19 protein-coding genes are annotated in these 18,439 nt (G+C 29.5%); 2 read left to right on the top strand and 17 right to left on the bottom strand.

Annotated elements, in window-relative coordinates; all coding sequences use genetic code 11:
• Nucleotide 1: 1 nt before the first annotated feature.
• From LJD34_RS04245 to LJD34_RS04190, 10 genes are all read right to left on the bottom strand, one after another.
• Nucleotides 2-1,072: a hypothetical protein gene (locus LJD34_RS04245; RefSeq protein ID WP_227359264.1), complete on the bottom strand. Its 1,071-nt coding sequence runs from the start codon at nucleotides 1,070-1,072 to the stop codon at nucleotides 2-4.
• An 83-nt stretch (nucleotides 1,073-1,155) separates the two neighbouring features.
• Entirely contained in the window at nucleotides 1,156-1,326 is a 171-nt protein-coding gene (locus tag LJD34_RS04240; RefSeq protein ID WP_227359263.1) for a hypothetical protein, read from the bottom strand.
• 70 nt (nucleotides 1,327-1,396) lie between these two features.
• Nucleotides 1,397-1,792, bottom strand: a complete 396-nt coding sequence (locus tag LJD34_RS04235; protein WP_227359262.1) for an HAD hydrolase family protein — start codon at nucleotides 1,790-1,792, stop codon at nucleotides 1,397-1,399.
• The gene (locus LJD34_RS04230; protein ID WP_227359261.1) at nucleotides 1,750-2,595 is read right to left on the bottom strand and encodes a Cof-type HAD-IIB family hydrolase; all 846 of its coding nucleotides are present in this window, start codon (nucleotides 2,593-2,595) and stop codon (nucleotides 1,750-1,752) included. The genes LJD34_RS04235 and LJD34_RS04230 overlap by 43 nt, the downstream gene beginning before the upstream one ends.
• 118 nt (nucleotides 2,596-2,713) lie before the next feature.
• Complete coding sequence (locus LJD34_RS16590; RefSeq protein ID WP_318532710.1) at nucleotides 2,714-3,544, bottom strand: MurR/RpiR family transcriptional regulator; 831 nt, start codon at nucleotides 3,542-3,544, stop codon at nucleotides 2,714-2,716.
• 132 nt (nucleotides 3,545-3,676) lie between these two features.
• The gene (locus LJD34_RS04220) at nucleotides 3,677-5,014 is read right to left on the bottom strand and encodes an ATP-binding protein (RefSeq protein WP_227359260.1); all 1,338 of its coding nucleotides are present in this window, start codon (nucleotides 5,012-5,014) and stop codon (nucleotides 3,677-3,679) included.
• Nucleotides 4,942-5,346: a hypothetical protein gene (locus tag LJD34_RS04215; protein WP_227359259.1), complete on the bottom strand. Its 405-nt coding sequence runs from the start codon at nucleotides 5,344-5,346 to the stop codon at nucleotides 4,942-4,944. The genes LJD34_RS04220 and LJD34_RS04215 overlap by 73 nt, the downstream gene beginning before the upstream one ends.
• A 65-nt stretch (nucleotides 5,347-5,411) precedes the next feature.
• Entirely contained in the window at nucleotides 5,412-6,812 is a 1,401-nt protein-coding gene (locus LJD34_RS04210) for a glycoside hydrolase family 1 protein (RefSeq protein ID WP_227359258.1), read from the bottom strand.
• 142 nt (nucleotides 6,813-6,954) lie between these two features.
• Nucleotides 6,955-8,877, bottom strand: coding sequence for an AAA family ATPase (locus LJD34_RS16370; RefSeq protein WP_264474782.1), 1,923 nt, complete (start codon nucleotides 8,875-8,877; stop codon nucleotides 6,955-6,957).
• Nucleotides 8,878-8,940: 63 nt separating this feature from the next.
• On the bottom strand, nucleotides 8,941-9,303 hold the full coding sequence (locus tag LJD34_RS04190; protein ID WP_032091018.1) for a hypothetical protein: 363 nt from the start codon (nucleotides 9,301-9,303) through the stop codon (nucleotides 8,941-8,943).
• A gap of 63 nt (nucleotides 9,304-9,366) precedes the next feature.
• Here LJD34_RS04190 and LJD34_RS04185 point away from each other — a divergent pair, with 63 nt between their 5' ends.
• Complete coding sequence (locus LJD34_RS04185) at nucleotides 9,367-10,047, top strand: GTP pyrophosphokinase family protein (protein ID WP_022000677.1); 681 nt, start codon at nucleotides 9,367-9,369, stop codon at nucleotides 10,045-10,047.
• A gap of 364 nt (nucleotides 10,048-10,411) precedes the next feature.
• On the opposite strand, the gene LJD34_RS04180 is transcribed toward LJD34_RS04185, so the two are convergent.
• The 3 genes from LJD34_RS04180 to LJD34_RS04170 all read right to left on the bottom strand — a co-directional run bounded on the left by LJD34_RS04180 (nucleotide 10,412) and on the right by LJD34_RS04170 (nucleotide 12,876).
• Nucleotides 10,412-11,875 (bottom strand): family 1 glycosylhydrolase, encoded by a 1,464-nt coding sequence (locus LJD34_RS04180; RefSeq protein WP_032091019.1) that lies wholly within the window; start codon nucleotides 11,873-11,875, stop codon nucleotides 10,412-10,414.
• Nucleotides 11,876-11,941: 66 nt separating this feature from the next.
• On the bottom strand, nucleotides 11,942-12,271 hold the full coding sequence (locus tag LJD34_RS04175; RefSeq protein WP_227359257.1) for a hypothetical protein: 330 nt from the start codon (nucleotides 12,269-12,271) through the stop codon (nucleotides 11,942-11,944).
• Nucleotides 12,268-12,876: an AEC family transporter gene (locus tag LJD34_RS04170; RefSeq protein ID WP_227359256.1), complete on the bottom strand. Its 609-nt coding sequence runs from the start codon at nucleotides 12,874-12,876 to the stop codon at nucleotides 12,268-12,270. The genes LJD34_RS04175 and LJD34_RS04170 overlap by 4 nt, the downstream gene beginning before the upstream one ends.
• Nucleotides 12,877-13,001: 125 nt before the next feature.
• Here LJD34_RS04170 and LJD34_RS04165 point away from each other — a divergent pair, with 125 nt between their 5' ends.
• Entirely contained in the window at nucleotides 13,002-13,889 is an 888-nt protein-coding gene (locus LJD34_RS04165; protein WP_227359255.1) for a LysR family transcriptional regulator, read from the top strand.
• Nucleotides 13,890-13,917: 28 nt separating this feature from the next.
• On the opposite strand, the gene hypB (LJD34_RS04160) is transcribed toward LJD34_RS04165, so the two are convergent.
• From hypB (LJD34_RS04160) to LJD34_RS04145, 4 genes are read right to left on the bottom strand one after another with little or no spacing between them, the layout of a single operon-like run.
• Nucleotides 13,918-14,580, bottom strand: a complete 663-nt coding sequence (gene hypB / locus LJD34_RS04160) for a hydrogenase nickel incorporation protein HypB (RefSeq protein WP_147580130.1) — start codon at nucleotides 14,578-14,580, stop codon at nucleotides 13,918-13,920.
• Nucleotides 14,581-15,243, bottom strand: coding sequence for a hydrogenase nickel incorporation protein HypB (gene hypB, locus LJD34_RS04155; protein ID WP_227359254.1), 663 nt, complete (start codon nucleotides 15,241-15,243; stop codon nucleotides 14,581-14,583). It lies immediately after the preceding gene.
• Nucleotides 15,224-15,583, bottom strand: a complete 360-nt coding sequence (locus LJD34_RS04150) for a hydrogenase maturation nickel metallochaperone HypA (protein WP_032091024.1) — start codon at nucleotides 15,581-15,583, stop codon at nucleotides 15,224-15,226. Before LJD34_RS04150 ends, hypB (LJD34_RS04155) begins: the two co-directional genes overlap by 20 nt.
• 1 nt (nucleotide 15,584) lies before the next feature.
• Nucleotides 15,585-18,392: an FAD-dependent oxidoreductase gene (locus LJD34_RS04145; protein WP_227359253.1), complete on the bottom strand. Its 2,808-nt coding sequence runs from the start codon at nucleotides 18,390-18,392 to the stop codon at nucleotides 15,585-15,587.
• Nucleotides 18,393-18,439: the final 47 nt, after the last annotated feature.

Genomic DNA, 18,439 nt, shown 5'->3' with positions numbered 1-18,439 from the left:
GTTAGACTTTTTCATTACCATAAATCATCGGTACAACACGATTATTACCTAAAAAAACAGAGAGTACATCTTCTTTCATATCCAATCCACTATAAATAAAATCCACAAGTTTCTCAATATCTACTTGTAAAACAGCAATCTTTTGATTTTGATGATAATCAAATTCTATAACCGCACATTGTCTTATAATTCCCCATTTTGTATCCTTTGTATCCCCTAGATAATCAGGTAACACAAGAAAATTATAAACACCTACATTCGTCTCATTTTCCTTTTCATAAATACGCTGAAATTGTTCCTGATAGAAAAATTGTTTATAAATGTCTAGGTTTCTTGGTAAATAGTAAGCTTCTTTTTCATAATCCCATCCATAATATTTAGCATCAAGTATACAACAACTTTTTTGTGGTCTTTCATATTTAGGATTTTCTAGGATTCTTTCACAAACAATATCTGGGATATTCTTTTTATTTTGATTGATAAAAACACTTTCTCTTTCTTTGACAATTTGTTTTTGTTTATGATCTCTTTTTTGTTTGCCTATCGCATTCCAATGATAAGTATTATATTTTGTATCATTAATATTTATTTCTTTATTTAATAATTGACTATTAAAAAGAACATCGCCTTTTTGAATACTTATTTGATTATGAAAGAATTCTCCTATCATCCATTCAAAAACCATTTCAAATTTAAAAGTGATGATTTCTTGAGTCACTGTTGTTGTTTTATTTTCTTTTATTGCTTGATTACACCAATATTCAATAAACCCATTCTTATCTATAAAATCACATTTTTTTCCATTAACCATAAAATATAAATCAAATAATCTTGCATATTTATAAAGTAACGTTTCTTTATCAACATCCTCTTTAATAATAACTGATTTTGGTAAAGATAAAATCAAACGATTTTTATCAAAAAGAATACCTACAAAATTACTTATATATATCCATTCCTTTGTTTCTTTACCCATATTTCTTCTAAAAAGAGATTCTTTCACATTCTCTATTACATCTCGATACTTATTATAATCAACGCCCTTACCATCTTGTATTAATTCTATTTCCATTTTTTTACCCTCTACTTAACATAAGCTTATCTCTATTAAAGAAAAGATGTCAAACAAAAAAGCTTTTGCTTGCGCAAAAACTTTTAACAAAGATTTAATACATCATCAATGGCATGCGCTTTATCAATGCCTTTAACACCTAAATCACCAAATAAAGCAATTTCTCCAGCGCCACCCCAAGTACCAGGTTTTAAATCAGGAAATTCTTTAATTGAATCTAAATGATCTTGATAACTATTTAAAATAAAGCTCACTTTATTACAGTCATCTCGGTATAGTTCACCACCATAAATCATTTCAGGAAAAACTGTGCGTACAGTTTGTTCACTGGCATTTTCTTTGATAATATACTTTAATCACTGGATTTCCTTTTTCTTCAAAGTTTTTAGAAGCAAATAAACCATTATTACTTTCTAGATAAAATTCTAAGTTTCTCGAATGACACCAATCTACAATATGTTTACATTGTTCAAGGGTAATCAATTGATGCATGACAACAGTATCTTCATCTTTAACATAAGAACCATTTCCACCAATCATCCCATCTAGACCAATATCCCAAATATAATCATAAACTTCGACTTCACTACGTCCTGTACAAATATAAACACGATGTCCATTTTTTCTTGCCTCTTTGATAGCTCTATCGGCTGAAGCAGGTAATTTGTTTTCATAATCTAATAATGTTCCATCAATATCAATAAAAATAACTTTATCCATTTTTGTTCTCCTAAAATAAATTTTTCAATACCATCATGATCATTATCATCAGTAATATAATCAGCCACACTTTTTGTTTTATCACTCCCATTAGCCATAACGACACCAACACCGGCATGTAAAGTCATATCGTAGACATTATCAGCATCTCCAAAAGTCACAATTTCTTTTAGATCTATATGATGGAGTTTTAAGATTTCAATAAGTCCTGCTGTTTTAGAGACTCTTGGATCCATATATTCATAAAGTACACTTGCTGTTTTATGAGATGATGATTTAAATTCATCACTATGGAATGTTTTTGATCTTTCAATGATTTTATCCATATCCTCTGGTTTACAATTAATAATTAGTTTAGGTTTTGGATTTTGTAAGAATTCATCATAATTAATCACTTGATAAGGAATTTTAACAGCCTTTGATAACATTTGAATATGTTTATCATCTTTAGGCACAAATAAAATCCCATCTTCAGGAATTGCAAAGTTACAATCCATATCTTCATAATGTTTAATAATACTTTTAATTAATCTTCCATCTAATGGATATTGTGCTTTTTCAAGATCTAAAGTATAGTCGTAGATTTCTGCACCACCAGTACCTACAATCATATCGACTAAACCATCAATTCCCCATGATTTTAATAAAGTTTGAATACTATTAACATCTCTTCCTGTTGATAAACCAAATAATATTCTTTGTTCTCTTGCTTTTTTAATCATTTCTACTGTTTTAGGTGTAACCACTCCATCACTTGAAAGAAGTGTTCCATCTATATCACACATAATTGCTTTTACGTTCATAAAAATACCTCCTAGAAATATCATAGAAAATCTTTCTATTTGAAAGAATTCAGAGATAAAAAAAAGAATTTTTTTCTCAAAAATTCTCTTTTTACATTTATTATTTAGAATTCTTTTCTCATTTAATACTTCCTTCAACAATATTATGATAATACATAAGTTTCTTATCTATATTTTCTTGATAATCTAATTCAAAATAACATGTATATAAAACATCTAAAATATAAAGAAGTGATAATCTTGTTGAAAATGAAGAGATCTTTTTATAGTGATTTTCATAAGGTGAAATATATAATTGATAATCTGCCTCTACTTCTTTAAAGGTATAATCATAAGAAGATATTAAAACGATAGGGATTTTTGTTTTAGTTAAAATACGAGGTAGTATATCTGATAAAATACCTCTTCCTCCAAAAGTAATCACGATTGCTAGATGATTTTCATCACTGCTGGCAGCACTGAGTCTTTGTTGGTAATCTTCAATAGGAACATTGACATTTACGCCTATTTCTTTCATTTGAAATTGAAAATTTAAAGCAAAATTAATTTTTCCTGCCGACGTATAAATATCAATAACTTTTGCCTTTTTCATTGCAGAAGCAATGAGTCTTAGTTGATCTAAACTAAAAAGATTAGCTGTAAGATTAAGGGTTTGTTCATAATCTTCTTTGATTTTATGAACAATTTCATAATGCGTTTGATAAGGATTAACAGGAAAATCAAAATTAAAGTCTCCATTACTTTTTAGATAATCATTTAAAGAGCTAGTAATCTTTATTTTTAAGTCAGAAAATCCCGCAAGATTCAATTTATCACATAAACGATAAACCGTTGCTGTAGAAACAAAACAAGCTTTTCCAAGATCTTTAGATGACATTTTTAAAATATCTTCTGGATGTTTTAAAATATAATCCGCTAATATTCTTTCATTTTTAGATGAGAAAAATATCTCATTAATAAAGTATCTATTAATTATTTTTCACTGTTTTTTTTAAATTTAGTGATTTTCTATACATACAACTCACTGTTTTTTCAAAAAATAGTGAGTCTTTTACAAAATACACTCATAAATTATCATTTTTTATAAAATAAATTGTGTTAAATAAATTGGTAAACATAGTATATCTTGATCTTTAGATACATCTTTTGTATGAATGATATATCTTTCTAAAATTCTTGATGAGTATTTTTTATAAAATTCATCAATTGATGTATGTTTTTTATAATTTGAAGATTTAACCTCTATTGGACATATTTTATTCTTTTTAGGGATGATAAAATCAATTTCATAATTACGTTTTTGTTCAAGATTTTTAAAAGTATAATAAAATAAATCATGTCCATTAGCTATTAGAATTTGAGCAACAGCATTTTCATAAAGATATCCTAAATTTGTAGATAACTTATCATTAAGTAATTTTTCATAAATTGTATTTTCTGTAAAATCTCTATCTTTAAATTGTAAGGTTACAAACAAGCCTGTATCTGCCATATAAAGTTTAAATAGATTTAAATCTTTATATGCAGAAAGACCTATTTCAGGATTATTAGCATGATAAGCAACTGATATTGTTTTGGAATCTTTTAATTTTGATATTAAACTTAGAATTGTTGTATCTTCTGTTTTATAAGAATTTAATATTTTCTTTGTCTGAAAACCTTTCGTATTTTTGTTTAATTGGGAAGGAATCGCTTCAAACAAAAGTGCAAGTCTTCCAGTAGAATCAATTTTTCTAAAATCATCTTCATAAAGATTAATAATATCTCTTTTAATATCATCTACCTTTTTAAAATTATTTGTTTGTATATATTCATTAACAGCTTGTGGCATACCACCAACAAGCATATAAAGTCTAAAACTTCTCATAAGTTTTCTATTTAATTGATCCCCTAATTTCTTTTTATTATCAAAAGCCATTTTTAACAAGCTCATTGTTGTTTTATCATCTAAAGCCCATAAAAATTCTTCATAATCCATTGGATGCATTTGAAGTTTTCTTTCCTCACTTGGAATTAAAATATCTTTTACATTTTTCTTTATAGAAATAAGAGAACCTGTTTCTATATAATCATAACGACCATCTTTAACTAAAAATTTAATAGCTTGTCTTGCTTTTGGACATAACTGAACTTCATCAAAAATAATAACTGAATTTCTATTTTCAAGTTCCACATGATAATGTAACTGTAATTGTAGAAAGAAATAGTTTAAATCTGACATATCCTCAAACATTTCTTTAACTTCATTTGAAGCAATAGAAAAATCAATAAGAATGTAACTCTTGTACTCATTTCTAGCAAATTCCTCAACAACTGTAGACTTTCCTATACGTCTGGCCCCTTCTATCAATAAAGCTGTTTTACCTTGTGAAGTATCTTTCCATTCTTTAATTTTATTATATATTTTTCTTTTGAACATGAATTTATACCTCCTATAAACATAGTATATCCAAAAATCGCATTTGTATCAATCATCAAACCTCCAATTTCCGCATTTGAAAAAGCGCTCAAACCTCCAATTTCCGCATTTGAAAAAGCGCTCAAACCTCCAATTTCCGCATTTGAAAAAGCGCTCAAACCTCCAATTTCCGCATTTGAAAAAGCGCTCAAACCTCCAATTTCCGCATTTGAAAAAGCGCTCAAACCTCCAATTTCCGCAAAAAAAACATTAAATATAAATTGATTTATATTTAATGTCCCGCGTATGTATTTATGGTAATACTTTTCTAGCCTTTTTAATATATCTTCCATGTTTTATTTAACTTCATTCTTATAGACAAAAATAAAAGTGCCTACACTTGGTAGACACCTTATTACTATTCAAATTCGTTTGTTCTAGCAACTTCTCTAATCCATGCAGCTGATTTCTTTTCTTTACGTTTATAACCATCATCTAAGCATACACGAATAAACCCATATCTATTTTTAAAAGCGTTACACCATGACCAGTTATCAATAACACCCCAATAATGATATCCTAAACAGTTAGCACCATCTTCAATAGCTTTAGCAATCCATTCTAAATGATCTCTAACAAATTCAATACGATAATCATCTTGAACTGTTCCATTTTCATCCATATATTTTTCTTCACCTTCAACACCCATTCCATTTTCAGAAATAAAGAAAGGTAAATCAGGACATTCCTTTTTAATTTTCATACCAAAGTCATAAATTCCCTTTGGATAAATTTCCCATCCACGATATACATTCATTTTTCTTTCAGGCCAAATATAAGGTTTAGAAATACATGGTAAACCATTTTCATCAAACTTACTATCGGGTGCTTGTACACGTGTTGGTTGATAATAGTTAAATCCTAACCAATCTACTTTACCTTGAGCTAAGATAGCTTCATCTCCAGGACGACGATTGATTTCTACTTTCCAATCGTTTTCTACAGTATCTAAAACATCTTGTGGTAAATGTCCATGAGCAACAACGTCTAACCACCATCTGTTGTGTAATCCATCAGTCATACGTACGGCTTCTAAATCTTCAGGAGATGGATTTTCTTTTGTATAAGGTGGAGCAAAACAGTTGATCATACCAATTTTAGCACCTTCACAAAGTTTACCTTCTGCTTTTAATTTTCTAAAGTTTGCTACTGCAAGACAGTGAGCTAATGTAATATTATATTGTACGTTGATTGATTGTTTAAAATCTTTTTGATATGGATACCAAACACCATGTAAGAATTGTTGTTCTGGTTCTACAATAGGTTCATTGAAAGTAAACCAATATTTTACTTTATCTCCAAATTCTTCCATTGCAATCTTTACAAAGTTCGCATAAGCTTCAACAACTTCTCTATTTTTCCATCCACCACGTTTTACTAAATATTCAGGCATATCGAAATGATACATGTTCATGAAAATATCAATTCCATTTTCATTTGCACAATCGATTAATTTATGATACCAAGCGGCACCTTCTGGATTTAATTTACCATCTTGATCTAATAAACGTGTCCATTGCATAGAAGTTCTAAATGATTTAAAGTTTAAACTTTTTAATAATTTAATATCTTCTTCATATTTATGGTACATATCATTTCCAACATATGATCCCACATTATTAAAGAAAGCATTAATTTCTTGATCAGAATACATATCCCAATAAGAACGTAATCTTCCACCTACATTCCAGGCACCTTCTGTTTGAGGCCCTGACATTGCTGCACCAAAAAAGAAATCTTTAGGTAATTTAATAGTCATCTTTTCTTCCTCCATTATTTTCATGATTATTATACTGTCATTATATCATGAAACTAGAGTTGTTAGAGGAAATGTATTTTATTTTCAAAGTATTATTATTTTATAAAATTTAGTGTAAATAAAATACAACAAATGCCCTTATTTAGGACATTTGTTTAATTTGTTTCATCATTTTAGATAGATTAATCGGAACATGTTCCTCTTTTAATAAATTGTGTATTTTCTCAATAGAAATATGTTCACGTAAATGAATAATTTTTTCTATTATTTCTTTAGATAAAGGTTGATATTCAATTGTTTGATCAACCTTATCAAACAATTCATGCTTTAAATACTTAGTTTGTCTACTTTTTTTAAATCCCATACAACAACGTGACGTACATGTTTGACTCATTATAAAAACAACATTTTCAAAACTAATCTTTCTTTTAGCTTGATCTTCATAATAACCATCATCTAAGATTTGTGAAAATAAATGAATAATTTCTTCACATGCTTGATCAATATGATCTAATAATAAAACAGTATGTGGATAACTTTGTAAAGTTGATAAAAGAAGACTTGGTTGTTCATGATATGTTTCTAGAAGTTTATAGAGGGAATGGCTTTCTTGATATTGATTCATATCTAATTTTAAATAATGATAATTTAGATATTTAGCTAAGGATTTAGCCGTTAATGTTTTACCACAACTTGTTGGTCCATAAATAAAAAAGGAGATAGGTAATTGTTTATGTTGAAATGTTTCAATCATCTGATGAATTCCTTTTTCTTGACCTAAAATATCTTTATTTAATTGTTTTTCTAATTTTTGGTAATCCATTTGATGATGAATTGTAATATTTAAATACTTTTCAATTGTTTCTACAATTCTATTCTTTGTAAGTTCTTTTTCATGATAAAATTTAGCTTTAACACATGATAAATCTAAGATATCAATCGCTTTATCAGGATAAGTTCTATTTTTAATATGACAATCTACTAATTCTATTAATTCTTTTAAAAGTACATTATCTATTTTAATTTGATGATAACTTTCATAATAACCTTTAATTCCTTTTAATATCTCTAATGTTTCCTCTTTTGTATTTTCTTTTAAAGTGACAATAGAAAACCTTCTATTCATTGCATGATCTTTTTCAAAATGTTTATAATATTCATCAATAGTTGTAGCACCAACAACCGTCATATCTTTTCTAGCAAGATAAGGCTTTAAAATATTAGAAGCATCAATTGCCCCTTCAGCTCCACCAGCCCCAATGACATTATGAATTTCATCAATAAAAATAATCACATTATCCAAATCTTTTACTTTATCAATAATCTTTTTAAACTTCTCTTCAAATTCACCACGATACTTTGTACCCGCAACCAGTGAAGATAAAGAAAGTTCATAAATAATCTTATTCTTCAAAGAATCTACTACTTTTCCTTGATTGATCATCATTGCTAATTTTTCTACTAAAGCTGACTTACCTACACCCGCTTCACCAATAATCAAAACATTATTTTTTTCTTTTTTAGATAAAATAGTACATACTTGATCAATTTCATTTTCTCTACCAATAATTTTATATTTTTTAGTCTTCACTTTTTTATTAATATTGACAAGTGTTGGTATTTGATCCAACGGTGTTTCAAAAGCAGATTTTTCCTGCAACAAATAAATAACTTCTTCTACATCTACATGATATTTTTGTAATATTTCATAAGCAACTGATTCTTTTTCTTTTAATAAAGAAATAATTAAGATATTTAAAGTCACTTGATCTTGATTTTTATCTTTAGCGTATTCAATACTTCTCTCTAATATTCTTTTTACACTTTGACTATATTCCATATAAAAAGGTTGATCATCATTTGTGCCAAACAACCTTTTTATATCTTCTTCTACAGCTGTATCATTGACATCATATTTTTGTAATAATCTTTTTAATTGATTATCATGAATCTTTAATAATGAAAGCAATAAATGTTCACTTCCAACATTTTGATGACCAAAATCAAAAGATAAACTTTCAGCTACCACAATCGCCTTTTGTGCTTGTTCATCAAATTCTCTCAACAATGACTTCACCTCTTTCCTTATAATAGTATGTACAAACTTAATAATTATTAGTACACACCATTAAGAAAACATCTTAATCAACCAAGATTTCTTTTTAATTTCTTTACTTGATGTACAATAAGAAACTTGTAACTTTCCTTCTAAAGATTTACCTTTACCTTCACCTAATACAATCGTATAAAGACCATTATAATATTTTGCATTAAAATCATCTTGATGATCTGCTAAAACTTGATAAACATCATCAACACCTTTGACCCATTTTTTATAATTTAAAAGAAGTTGATCTTTTACTTTGTACATTTCATCAATATCTTCTTGTTGATAAGAAGAACCAATGATCTTATATCTTGGTGTTTCATTTACTGCACAAACGCTTGTTAAATTCATCATAATTAAAAGAAAAATAATGATTTTTTTCATAAACTTCACCTCAAGTTCATTATGTTCGTTTATAATAAAAATAAACATAAGGAGTGAACTTTTATGAGTCGTATCATGCAAAAAGAAATAAAAAGTGAAATGAATGATTTTTTCTTTGCGAAAGATCATTTAGATTTTTATCATGAATATGTCAACGTTGAACAAAAGTATTTAGCAGGTATTAAGGAAGTAAGAACAAAATTAGAAATTTTAGATGATGAATTTCATCATCGTTTTGATCATAATCCTATTCATCATATGGAATGGCGTTTAAAATCTCCCCATAGTGTTGTTGAAAAAATGAAAAGAAGAAATCTTCCTGTAGAAGTTTCATCAATCAAAGGAAATATTGAAGATATTGCTGGTATACGTGTGATTTGTCATTATATTAAAGATATTTATCGTATGTCTGATCTTCTTTTAAGACAAGATGATATTCATTTATTAAAGATTAAAGATTATATTAAAAATCCTAAAGAAAATGGTTATCGTAGTTTACATCTTGTTGTAGAAGTTCCTGTTTATTTAGCGAATGAAAAAGTAATGGTTCCTGTAGAAATACAAATTCGTACTATTGCGATGGATTTTTGGGCAACATTAGAACATCATTTACGTTATAAAAATGATAAAGAAATTTCCGATGATATTCGTAATCGTTTATCAGATTGTGCTAAAAGCATTACAGATATTGATTATGAAATGGAAGATATACATAATGAAGTCTTTGGTCATCACAAAATCTAAAATATAATAGTTAAAAATTTATCTTAAAACACTACATCTACGTAGTGTTTTTATTATGCTTAATACCAGTGGACAATCTGTCCAATGACAACCTAAAAATACCATGTTACTATCGTTTGAAGAATCAAAAATTGTTTCTTAAATAAAAACCACGTCTAAATTGGTGCAACCATCTTTTTATACTTTTTAAACATGAATAACGCTCTTTATAAAAATGGCATGGAAAGAATTAATAATGACGCTCTTGCAACACTTACTATCCTAGTAGCGAGTTCAAGACCTGAAGATAAGGAAATTATGATGCAATTAATTAAAACGATTATTAAATAGAAAAGAACTATTCAATTGAATAGTTCTCACTATGTTAGTCTAAATCTTCTCCTTGAGAAGCAATGACTTTTTTATACCAATAGAAAGAATCTTTTTTACTTCTTGCCATTGTTCCAGTTCCATCATCATGTTTATCAACATAAATGAAACCATAACGTTTTCTCATTTCTCCAGTACCTGCAGAAACTAAATCGATACATCCCCAAGTTGTATAACCAATAAGGTCTACACCATTTTCAATAGCTTTTGCCATTTCTTCAATATGTGCACGATAGTATTCAATACGATAATTATCATGAATACTTCCATCTTCTTCTACAGTATCATAAGCACCTAAACCATTTTCTACAACCATTAATGGTTTTTCATAACGATCATAAATCATTTCTAAATAATATCTTAATCCTTTAGGATCAAGTGCCCATCCCCAATCAGAATATTCTAAATATGGGTTACGTACACCAAATGACATATTACCACTTACTGTATCATCATTTTTATGAGTAGTAACAGCTTGTGACATGTAATAAGAGAAAGTATACATATCTACTGTTCCTTTTTTAAGTTCTTCTAAATCTTGTTCAGTAATATCTAATTGAACATTATGTTCCTTCCATAAACGTTTTGTAAATGTTGGATATTTACCTTTACATTGAACATCTCCACAATAGAAGATACCTTTTTCCCATTTAGAACGATTGAATAAGATATCTTCTGGATCAGATGTTAATGGATAATAAGTAATACCACAAATCATACATCCAATTTTATTTTCAGGATCAATTTCATGTCCAATTTGTACTGCTCTTGCACTTGCGACAAATTGATAATGTAAATGTTGATAAGCTTCTTGATATGCTTCATCACTGGCATTATCTGGTAAGAAATTGATTGTATTATTGATTTCATTGAATGTTAACCAGTATTTAACAAGTCCTTTGTATTCATTAAAGATTGTTGTTACGTATTTTTCATAAAGGGCAATATATTTACGATCTAACCAATCTCCATATTTTTCTTCTAAAGCAAGTGGTGTATCAAAATGCCAAATAGAAACAAGTGGTTCAATACCTGCATTTCTAAGTTCTGTAAAAACATTACGATAAAAATCTAAACCAGCTTGATTTGGTTTTTCTTCTTCTCCTGTTGGATAAATTCTTGACCAAGAGATTGATAATCTAAACATCTTAAATCCCATTTCTTTAAGTAAAGCAATGTCTTCTTTATAATGATGATAGAAATCAATACCATCATGGTTTGGATAAAGTTCATCATCAAATACAGCAAAATGAGCTCCTTCTGGTAATTTAAATCCATGGTTAGGTAATTTTTGTTTATTCCCATCTTTATCAATAAAAGTAACCATACGCGGTGTATTTACTGTTCCACCTGTCGTTACATCTGTACGTGCCATTCCACGTCCATCCACGTTCCAAGCACCTTCACATTGGTTAGCAGCTACTGCACCACCCCAATAAAAATCTTCACTAAATTTCATTGATTTTCCTCCTTAAATTATTTTTATTATAAAATATTTTTATGTCTTATGTATTAAATTTTCATTCTATGCAATAAATAAAACCACACATGTATAAACAATCAATGTAATTACCATAAATAATGAAATGAAAGCAGCCGTAAAGTCTTCATCTTCTTCACTTTTATTAAGTGGTGAAATCAACATTGGCATCGCAAATCCAGTTGGACACATGAAATAAATGAGAACAGCCATCATATAGATCTTATCTGCCATTAAATGTGGGAAGAAGACAAAGAATCCTGCAATAACAAAAATATAGAAGACAATTCTTACACCTACAAGCTTTAGTAATGATCCTAAAGTATCTTTATTGATTTTTAAATTATAACCAATAATCAATAAAATAAGACTCACAATCGTGCTGTCGCTTGTTGAATGGTATTTGTATAAACATCAATAAACGCTGTTTGACTCAACATATCATAGGCACCTAAAAGATTTAAAACTAATCCCAACATCACTGCAATTACAAAAGAATTCGTAAAAATCGTCTTTAATAATTCTTTAGTACTGGTATTACCTGATGTAGCTTTGGCAACTAAAACAGGAATAATAATAAAAGCAATCACTGTTCCAGCAATATCAAAAATAACTGTATTACTGGCATAAGCAACTCCTACAATAGAAGTATAAAGAGGTAATGCAACATTTCCACCTTCACAAGTAGTTAGTAAATAAGGAAAAATATGTCCTACTTCCTTACCTGTAAACTTAGTAATACATTTACCTAAAACCAAAGCCAGTGTAAAAGCAATTAAAACATATAAAACAATCAAAATAGCTGATGATTCTATCTTAGCAGTAAATAAAACATTGAAAATAAGTATTGGAAATAATACATTAAAGACAATATGATTGGCTCCTTCTTTTTGTTCAGGACTAATAAAGCCTTTTATACGAGCAATCATACCTAATATAATCATAAAAAACACAGGAAACAATGTTGATAATGCATTCATAAATAACCTCCTTTTTTTCGTTTGTATTGTATAGTTCATCATTTATAATTACAAATACTTATATATTATATATATTTATTACTTTTATTTATAAATAGTGATATACTCTTACTAGAGGTGATTTTATGGAAATACGTGTTTTAAAATACTTTTTAACAGTTGCACAGGAACAAAGTTTCTCCAAGGCCGCTAAAGTACTCAATGTCTCACAACCTGCACTTTCTAAACAAATTAAAGATTTAGAAGAAGAATATCAGATAACATTATTTAATCGTACAACGCGTTCTTTATCTTTAACAGAAGAAGGCAGATTATTTAAGGAACAAGCAAAACAAATTATTAGTTTAGTAAATCGTACAGATTCTTATTTAAAGAATATTAATAAATATATTAGTGGTGATATTTATCTTGGTTGTAGTGAAAGTGAAGCAAATCGTATTGTCATGAAAGCAATCAGTAAAACCCAACAACACCATCCTGATATTAGGTTTCATATTTATAGTGGAAATGCTCAATATGTTGAAGAACAACTTGATCAAGGTATTTTTGATTTAGGAATTGTAACTGATCCTGCCGATTTATCAAAGTATGATTATCTTACATTACCGACTCTTGATACGTGGGGTGTTCTCATGAAAAAAGACAGTGAACTTGCACATTTTGAAACTATTTCTCCAAAAGACTTATTAGATAAACCAATGATTATTTCTAATCAAGAAATGGTAAAAAATGGTATTAGTGGTTGGCTTGGTGGTAATCAAAGAGCTTTAAATGTCGTAGCAACTTATAATTTATTTTATAACGCTAAACTGATGTGTGAAGAAAATGTTGGTTATGTTTTAACATTAAAGCATCTTTATAATGAATCAAATGATAGTCCTATTTGTTTTAAACCTTTAAATCCTCCTCTTACTTTAAGGAGTCATCTTGTTTGGAAAAAATATAAAGTTTTTCCTAAAGCTATTGAAATCTTTTTAGAAATACTTAATGAAGAAATTAAAAAAAGCAGTTGATGAAACGACTTCATTTCATCACTGCTTTTTAGTTAGTTATTGTTTCTTTAAGCCAATCTACAAACTCATCCATGCCTTCACCACTTTTAGCGCTGACACAAAGAATTGTTGCATTAGGATTTAAGTTTTTGATATTTTCTTTTGCTTTTTCAATATCAAAATCAAAATAATCTAATGTATCTATTTTAGAAATCAATACAAGATCACAAACACTAAACATTAAAGGATATTTTAATGGTTTGTCGTCTCCTTCAGGAACTGATAAAATCATAAGGTTTTTATGAGCCCCCGTATCAAATTCTGCAGGACAGACAAGATTTCCTATATTTTCTAGAAAAAGAAGATCAAAATCATCGACCCCAAATTCATCAATAGCTCTTGTTGTCATTTCTGCATCAATATGACATAAACCTCCATTATGAATTTGAATAGAAGGAACACCTGTTTTATCCGCAACCTTTTGAGCATCTAAAGATGTTTCAATATCAACATCCATAACACCTATTTTATATTGGTCTTTAATTCTATTGATGACATCTGAAAGAAGGGTTGTTTTTCCAGAACCTGGTGAAGACATCACATTAAGCATGGTTACCTTTTTTTCAGATAATCTTTCACGAAGTTCATCAGCTGCTAGATTATTAGCGTTAAAGACATTTTCATGAACTTCTATGACTCTTACTTTTGACACCTATTTTTCCTCCCATTCTTTCATTTTTTCTTTTAAATAATTGATCCAAGATTCAAATCCTTCATCTTTTTTAGCAGAAATATAAAAGATTTGTGCTTTTGGATTTAAAGTATGAATTCTTTTTTCAACCAACTCTTTATCAAAATCAAAGACTGCTAAAGCATCTACTTTATTAATTAAAACAACATCAGATACAGTATAAACAAGAGGATATTTTGCAGGTTTATCATCCCCTTCAGGAACTGATAAGATCGTTATATTGATTCCTGCACCGGTATCAAATTCTGCCGGACATACAAGATTTCCAACATTTTCAATGAAAATAAGATCAACATCATCAATCCCCATTTCATTTAAACCTTGTTGTGTCATTGCTGCATCCATATGACACATTCCACCCGTATGAAGTTGAATGGCCTTAGCGCCCCCTTCTTCAATGGTTTGAGCATCAACACTGGCATCAATGTCACATTCCATAACACCGACACGACAAATATCTTTTAATCTTTCAATGGTACGAAGAAGTGTTGTGGGTTTCCCTGATCCCGGTGAAGACATCACATTGATCATTAATTTTCCTTGTTTTTTAAATTCATCACGTATTTTATCTGCAGTGACTTCATTTTCTTTAAAGATATTTTGTTTAAGTTCCACTATCTTCATAAATACCAATCTCCTTAATATTAAACTCATTTCCTTTGAGTAAATAAGTATGTTCACTATGACAATAAGGACATTTTTTCCCATAATCAATGGTTCTATATTGTCCTTTACAATCTTCACAATAAGTAATCGCTTCTAATGTTTCAATATAGATTTTTGCATGTTCTGTCACAGCTTCTTTTTTTCTTGCCCAGTTCCAACAATCTACTAATTGATCATGAATGACACCAGAAACTTCTCCAATTTCCAGTGTCACATAATCTATTTTTTTTACATTGTTTTCTTCAGCTACTTTTTTTACATCTCTTACAACATAAAAGGTTACTCCTAATTCATGCATCTTAATGTTCTACCTTTTTCTTTAAAATAATATTTTTTACACGTTTTAATTGATAAGGAATAATTGCTTTAAATTTATCTTCAGCTACTGTCATTGTTGAACATTCTGGATGATCACGATGTAATTTAATAGCATCAAAATCACATTTTGTTGTACAAATACCACAACCAATACATTTATTAGCATCAACAATCGTTGCACCACAGCCTAAACATCTTGATGTTCCTTTTTTAATTTGTTCTTCTGTAAGTGCTAAAACATTATCTTTAAACTTATCAGTTACTTTTGAATTAATACCTTCTACTTGTTTAGGTCCTCGATCATAACTTTCCACTAAAATATCATCTGTATCAAGTGGTTTAAATTCCCAACGATTACGTCCTGTTTCCATATGTCCATGATGAACATAACGATGTAATGATTCAGCAGCAATCTTTCCTTGTGCAATTGCGTCAATAGCGAATTTAGGTCCTGTATAAACATCTCCACCTGCAAAGATATCTTCAACACTTGATTGGAAAGTGACTTTATTTAATTCAATGGCTGGTCCATTAAACTTCACATCTTCACCTTTTAATAAATCTCCCCAAACGCTACGTTGACCGATGGCAAAGATAACACGTTCACAATCAACTGTAACTGTTGTATTTTCATCATAAACTGGCGCAAATTTACCTTCATCATTAAATACGGAAACACATTTTTTGAAAACAATAGCACTTACTTTACCATTTGTTTCAATTATTTCTTGAGGTCCCCATCCACAATGAATCGTTACACCATCTTCTCTTGCTTCTGCAATTTCTTCATTAGAAGCTGGCATATCTACTTCTTGTTCTAAACAGAATTGTTGTACTTGACTTGTTTTATTTCTTGATGATACACGAGAAGCATCGATGGCCACATTTCCACCACCAACGACAACGACTTTACCATCAAACGGTATATTTCCACAGTTAGATTCATGTAAATAATCAATCGCTGTCATTACACCTTGTGAATTTATATTTTTAATATCAGGTAAGCTACCCGCACTGCAACCAATGGCAATATAGAACGCTTGATACCCTTGTTCTCTTAATTGTTGAATTGTTACATCTTTTCCTACTTCAATTCCTGTTTTGATTTCTACACCCATTTCTTTTGCGACATCTATTTCAGCATCTAGAACATCTTTTTCTAATTTATAAGATGGAATACCATAACGTAACATTCCTCCTGGATGTTCGTTCTTTTCAAAAACAGTAGGACGATATCCTGTTTGTGCAAGATAGAAAGCTGCTGTTAAACCAGCAGGTCCCCCACCAATAATCGCAATCTTTTCATCAAAATGATCCATATGAATACTTGCTGGAATAACTACAGGTGGAATATATCTTGTATCAGCATTTAAATCTTGTTTGGCAATAAATCTTTTAATGGCATCAATTGATAAAGCTTCATCAATTTTACCACGTGTACACGCATCTTCACATCTTCTATTACATACCGCTCCACATACTGCTGGGAATGGATTTTGTTTTTTAATTAAAGCCAAAGCATCTTTGTATCTTCCTTGAGAGGCCATTTTAATATATCCTTGAACAGCAATGTGTGCAGGACAAGCACTTTTACAAGGAGCAGTTCCTGTTTCATGGGTATTAATTCTATTATTATCACGATAGTTAAAATCGTATTTTTCTGGTCCCCATTTAACAGCATCAGGTAATTCTTGTTTTGGATATTGTACTTCTGTACCATCTTTTTTACATAATTTTTGTCCTAATCGTACAGCCCCTGCTGGACAATATTCCACACATCTACCACAAGCTACACATTTATCTTTTTCTACATGAGCAACGTAAGCAGAACGTGACATATTTGGGGTATTAAATAATTGTGATGTTCTTAAAGCATTACAAATTTCAACATTACAGTTACAAATACCAAATATTTTATTTTCTCCATCAATATTCGTAATTTGATGAACAAAACCATTATCTTCCGCACGCTTTAAAATAGCTAAGGCTTCTTCTTTAGTAATATCATGTCCTTTACCTGTTTCTCTACAATAATCAGCAAAGTCACCAACACCAATACACCAACCAAAATCATCATCAGCACAACCATCATCAATGGCTTTTCTTGAAGCTCGACAAGAACATCTTCCTACACCAATTTTACCTTCATATTTTTCTAACCAGTAAGAAAGCTTTTCAATATCAATAGCTTCATTTTCCATTGAAATAGCTTTTTCTACAGGAATAACATGCATTCCTACTCCTGCCCCTCCAGGTGGAACCATTTGTGTAATACCGGCAAGAGGAATATAAGTCATACGTTCAAAAAATGCCGCGACATCAGGATGATCTTCTAGACGAGGATTTGAACGATCTGGTAATTCTTCCATATTAAATAATTCAGCACTTCCAGGTACAAACATTGGTAGAATATATCTTCTTTCACTTTGTGGCGCTGTGCGTCCATGATGGTCATAATGATAACCATAATCATATTCTAACAATCCTAAATAACTCATTTCATCTAAAGTTTTTTGGAAATGCTCTTCTTGATCTTTTGAAACCTTACATAAATCACACATTTCTTTAAATGTATAAGGGGTACGCTTTTTCATTGCTAAAGCAATATCTGCCATTTCATCACTGACAATTTCAGCCAATCCCCAATATTCAGGATCTTCAACTTTGACACCACCGAAAATGTGTCCGGCAACATCAGTAATCTTTCTTCCTAATTTAACAATTTTCTCTCTTGGAGGATTGTCATGCTTATGGTTTGCATTCCACTCCTCATATTTTTTCATACTCATTTTTTATATTCCTTTCTCCAATAAAATTGTTTTAAATCAAAAACAAT

Source organism: Faecalibacillus sp. MSK20_93 (assembly GCF_020589945.1).
In the GTDB taxonomy this organism is placed as follows: Bacteria; Bacillota_I; Bacilli_A; order Erysipelotrichales; family Coprobacillaceae; genus Faecalibacillus; species Faecalibacillus intestinalis.
The sequence above is the reverse complement of the archived record's forward strand: the minus strand, read 5'-3'. Positions and strand labels throughout refer to the sequence as shown.

Coding starts and splice junctions, on each gene's coding strand:
- LJD34_RS04180 (WP_032091019.1), bottom strand. CDS start 11,875: ATGAAATTTAGTGAAGATTTTTATTGGGGTGGTGCAGTAGCTGCTAAC.
- LJD34_RS04230 (WP_227359261.1), bottom strand. CDS start 2,595: ATGAACGTAAAAGCAATTATGTGTGATATAGATGGAACACTTCTTTCA.
- LJD34_RS04210 (WP_227359258.1), bottom strand. CDS start 6,812: ATGACTATTAAATTACCTAAAGATTTCTTTTTTGGTGCAGCAATGTCA.
- LJD34_RS04150 (WP_032091024.1), bottom strand. CDS start 15,583: ATGCATGAATTAGGAGTAACCTTTTATGTTGTAAGAGATGTAAAAAAA.
- LJD34_RS04245 (WP_227359264.1), bottom strand. CDS start 1,072: ATGGAAATAGAATTAATACAAGATGGTAAGGGCGTTGATTATAATAAG.
- LJD34_RS04185 (WP_022000677.1), top strand. CDS start 9,367: ATGAGTCGTATCATGCAAAAAGAAATAAAAAGTGAAATGAATGATTTT.
- LJD34_RS04165 (WP_227359255.1), top strand. CDS start 13,002: ATGGAAATACGTGTTTTAAAATACTTTTTAACAGTTGCACAGGAACAA.
- LJD34_RS04145 (WP_227359253.1), bottom strand. CDS start 18,392: ATGAGTATGAAAAAATATGAGGAGTGGAATGCAAACCATAAGCATGAC.
- LJD34_RS04235 (WP_227359262.1), bottom strand. CDS start 1,792: ATGGATAAAGTTATTTTTATTGATATTGATGGAACATTATTAGATTAT.
- LJD34_RS04190 (WP_032091018.1), bottom strand. CDS start 9,303: ATGAAAAAAATCATTATTTTTCTTTTAATTATGATGAATTTAACAAGC.
- LJD34_RS04170 (WP_227359256.1), bottom strand. CDS start 12,876: ATGAATGCATTATCAACATTGTTTCCTGTGTTTTTTATGATTATATTA.
- LJD34_RS04215 (WP_227359259.1), bottom strand. CDS start 5,346: ATGGAAGATATATTAAAAAGGCTAGAAAAGTATTACCATAAATACATA.
- hypB (WP_227359254.1), bottom strand. CDS start 15,243: ATGAAGATAGTGGAACTTAAACAAAATATCTTTAAAGAAAATGAAGTC.
- LJD34_RS04220 (WP_227359260.1), bottom strand. CDS start 5,014: ATGTTCAAAAGAAAAATATATAATAAAATTAAAGAATGGAAAGATACT.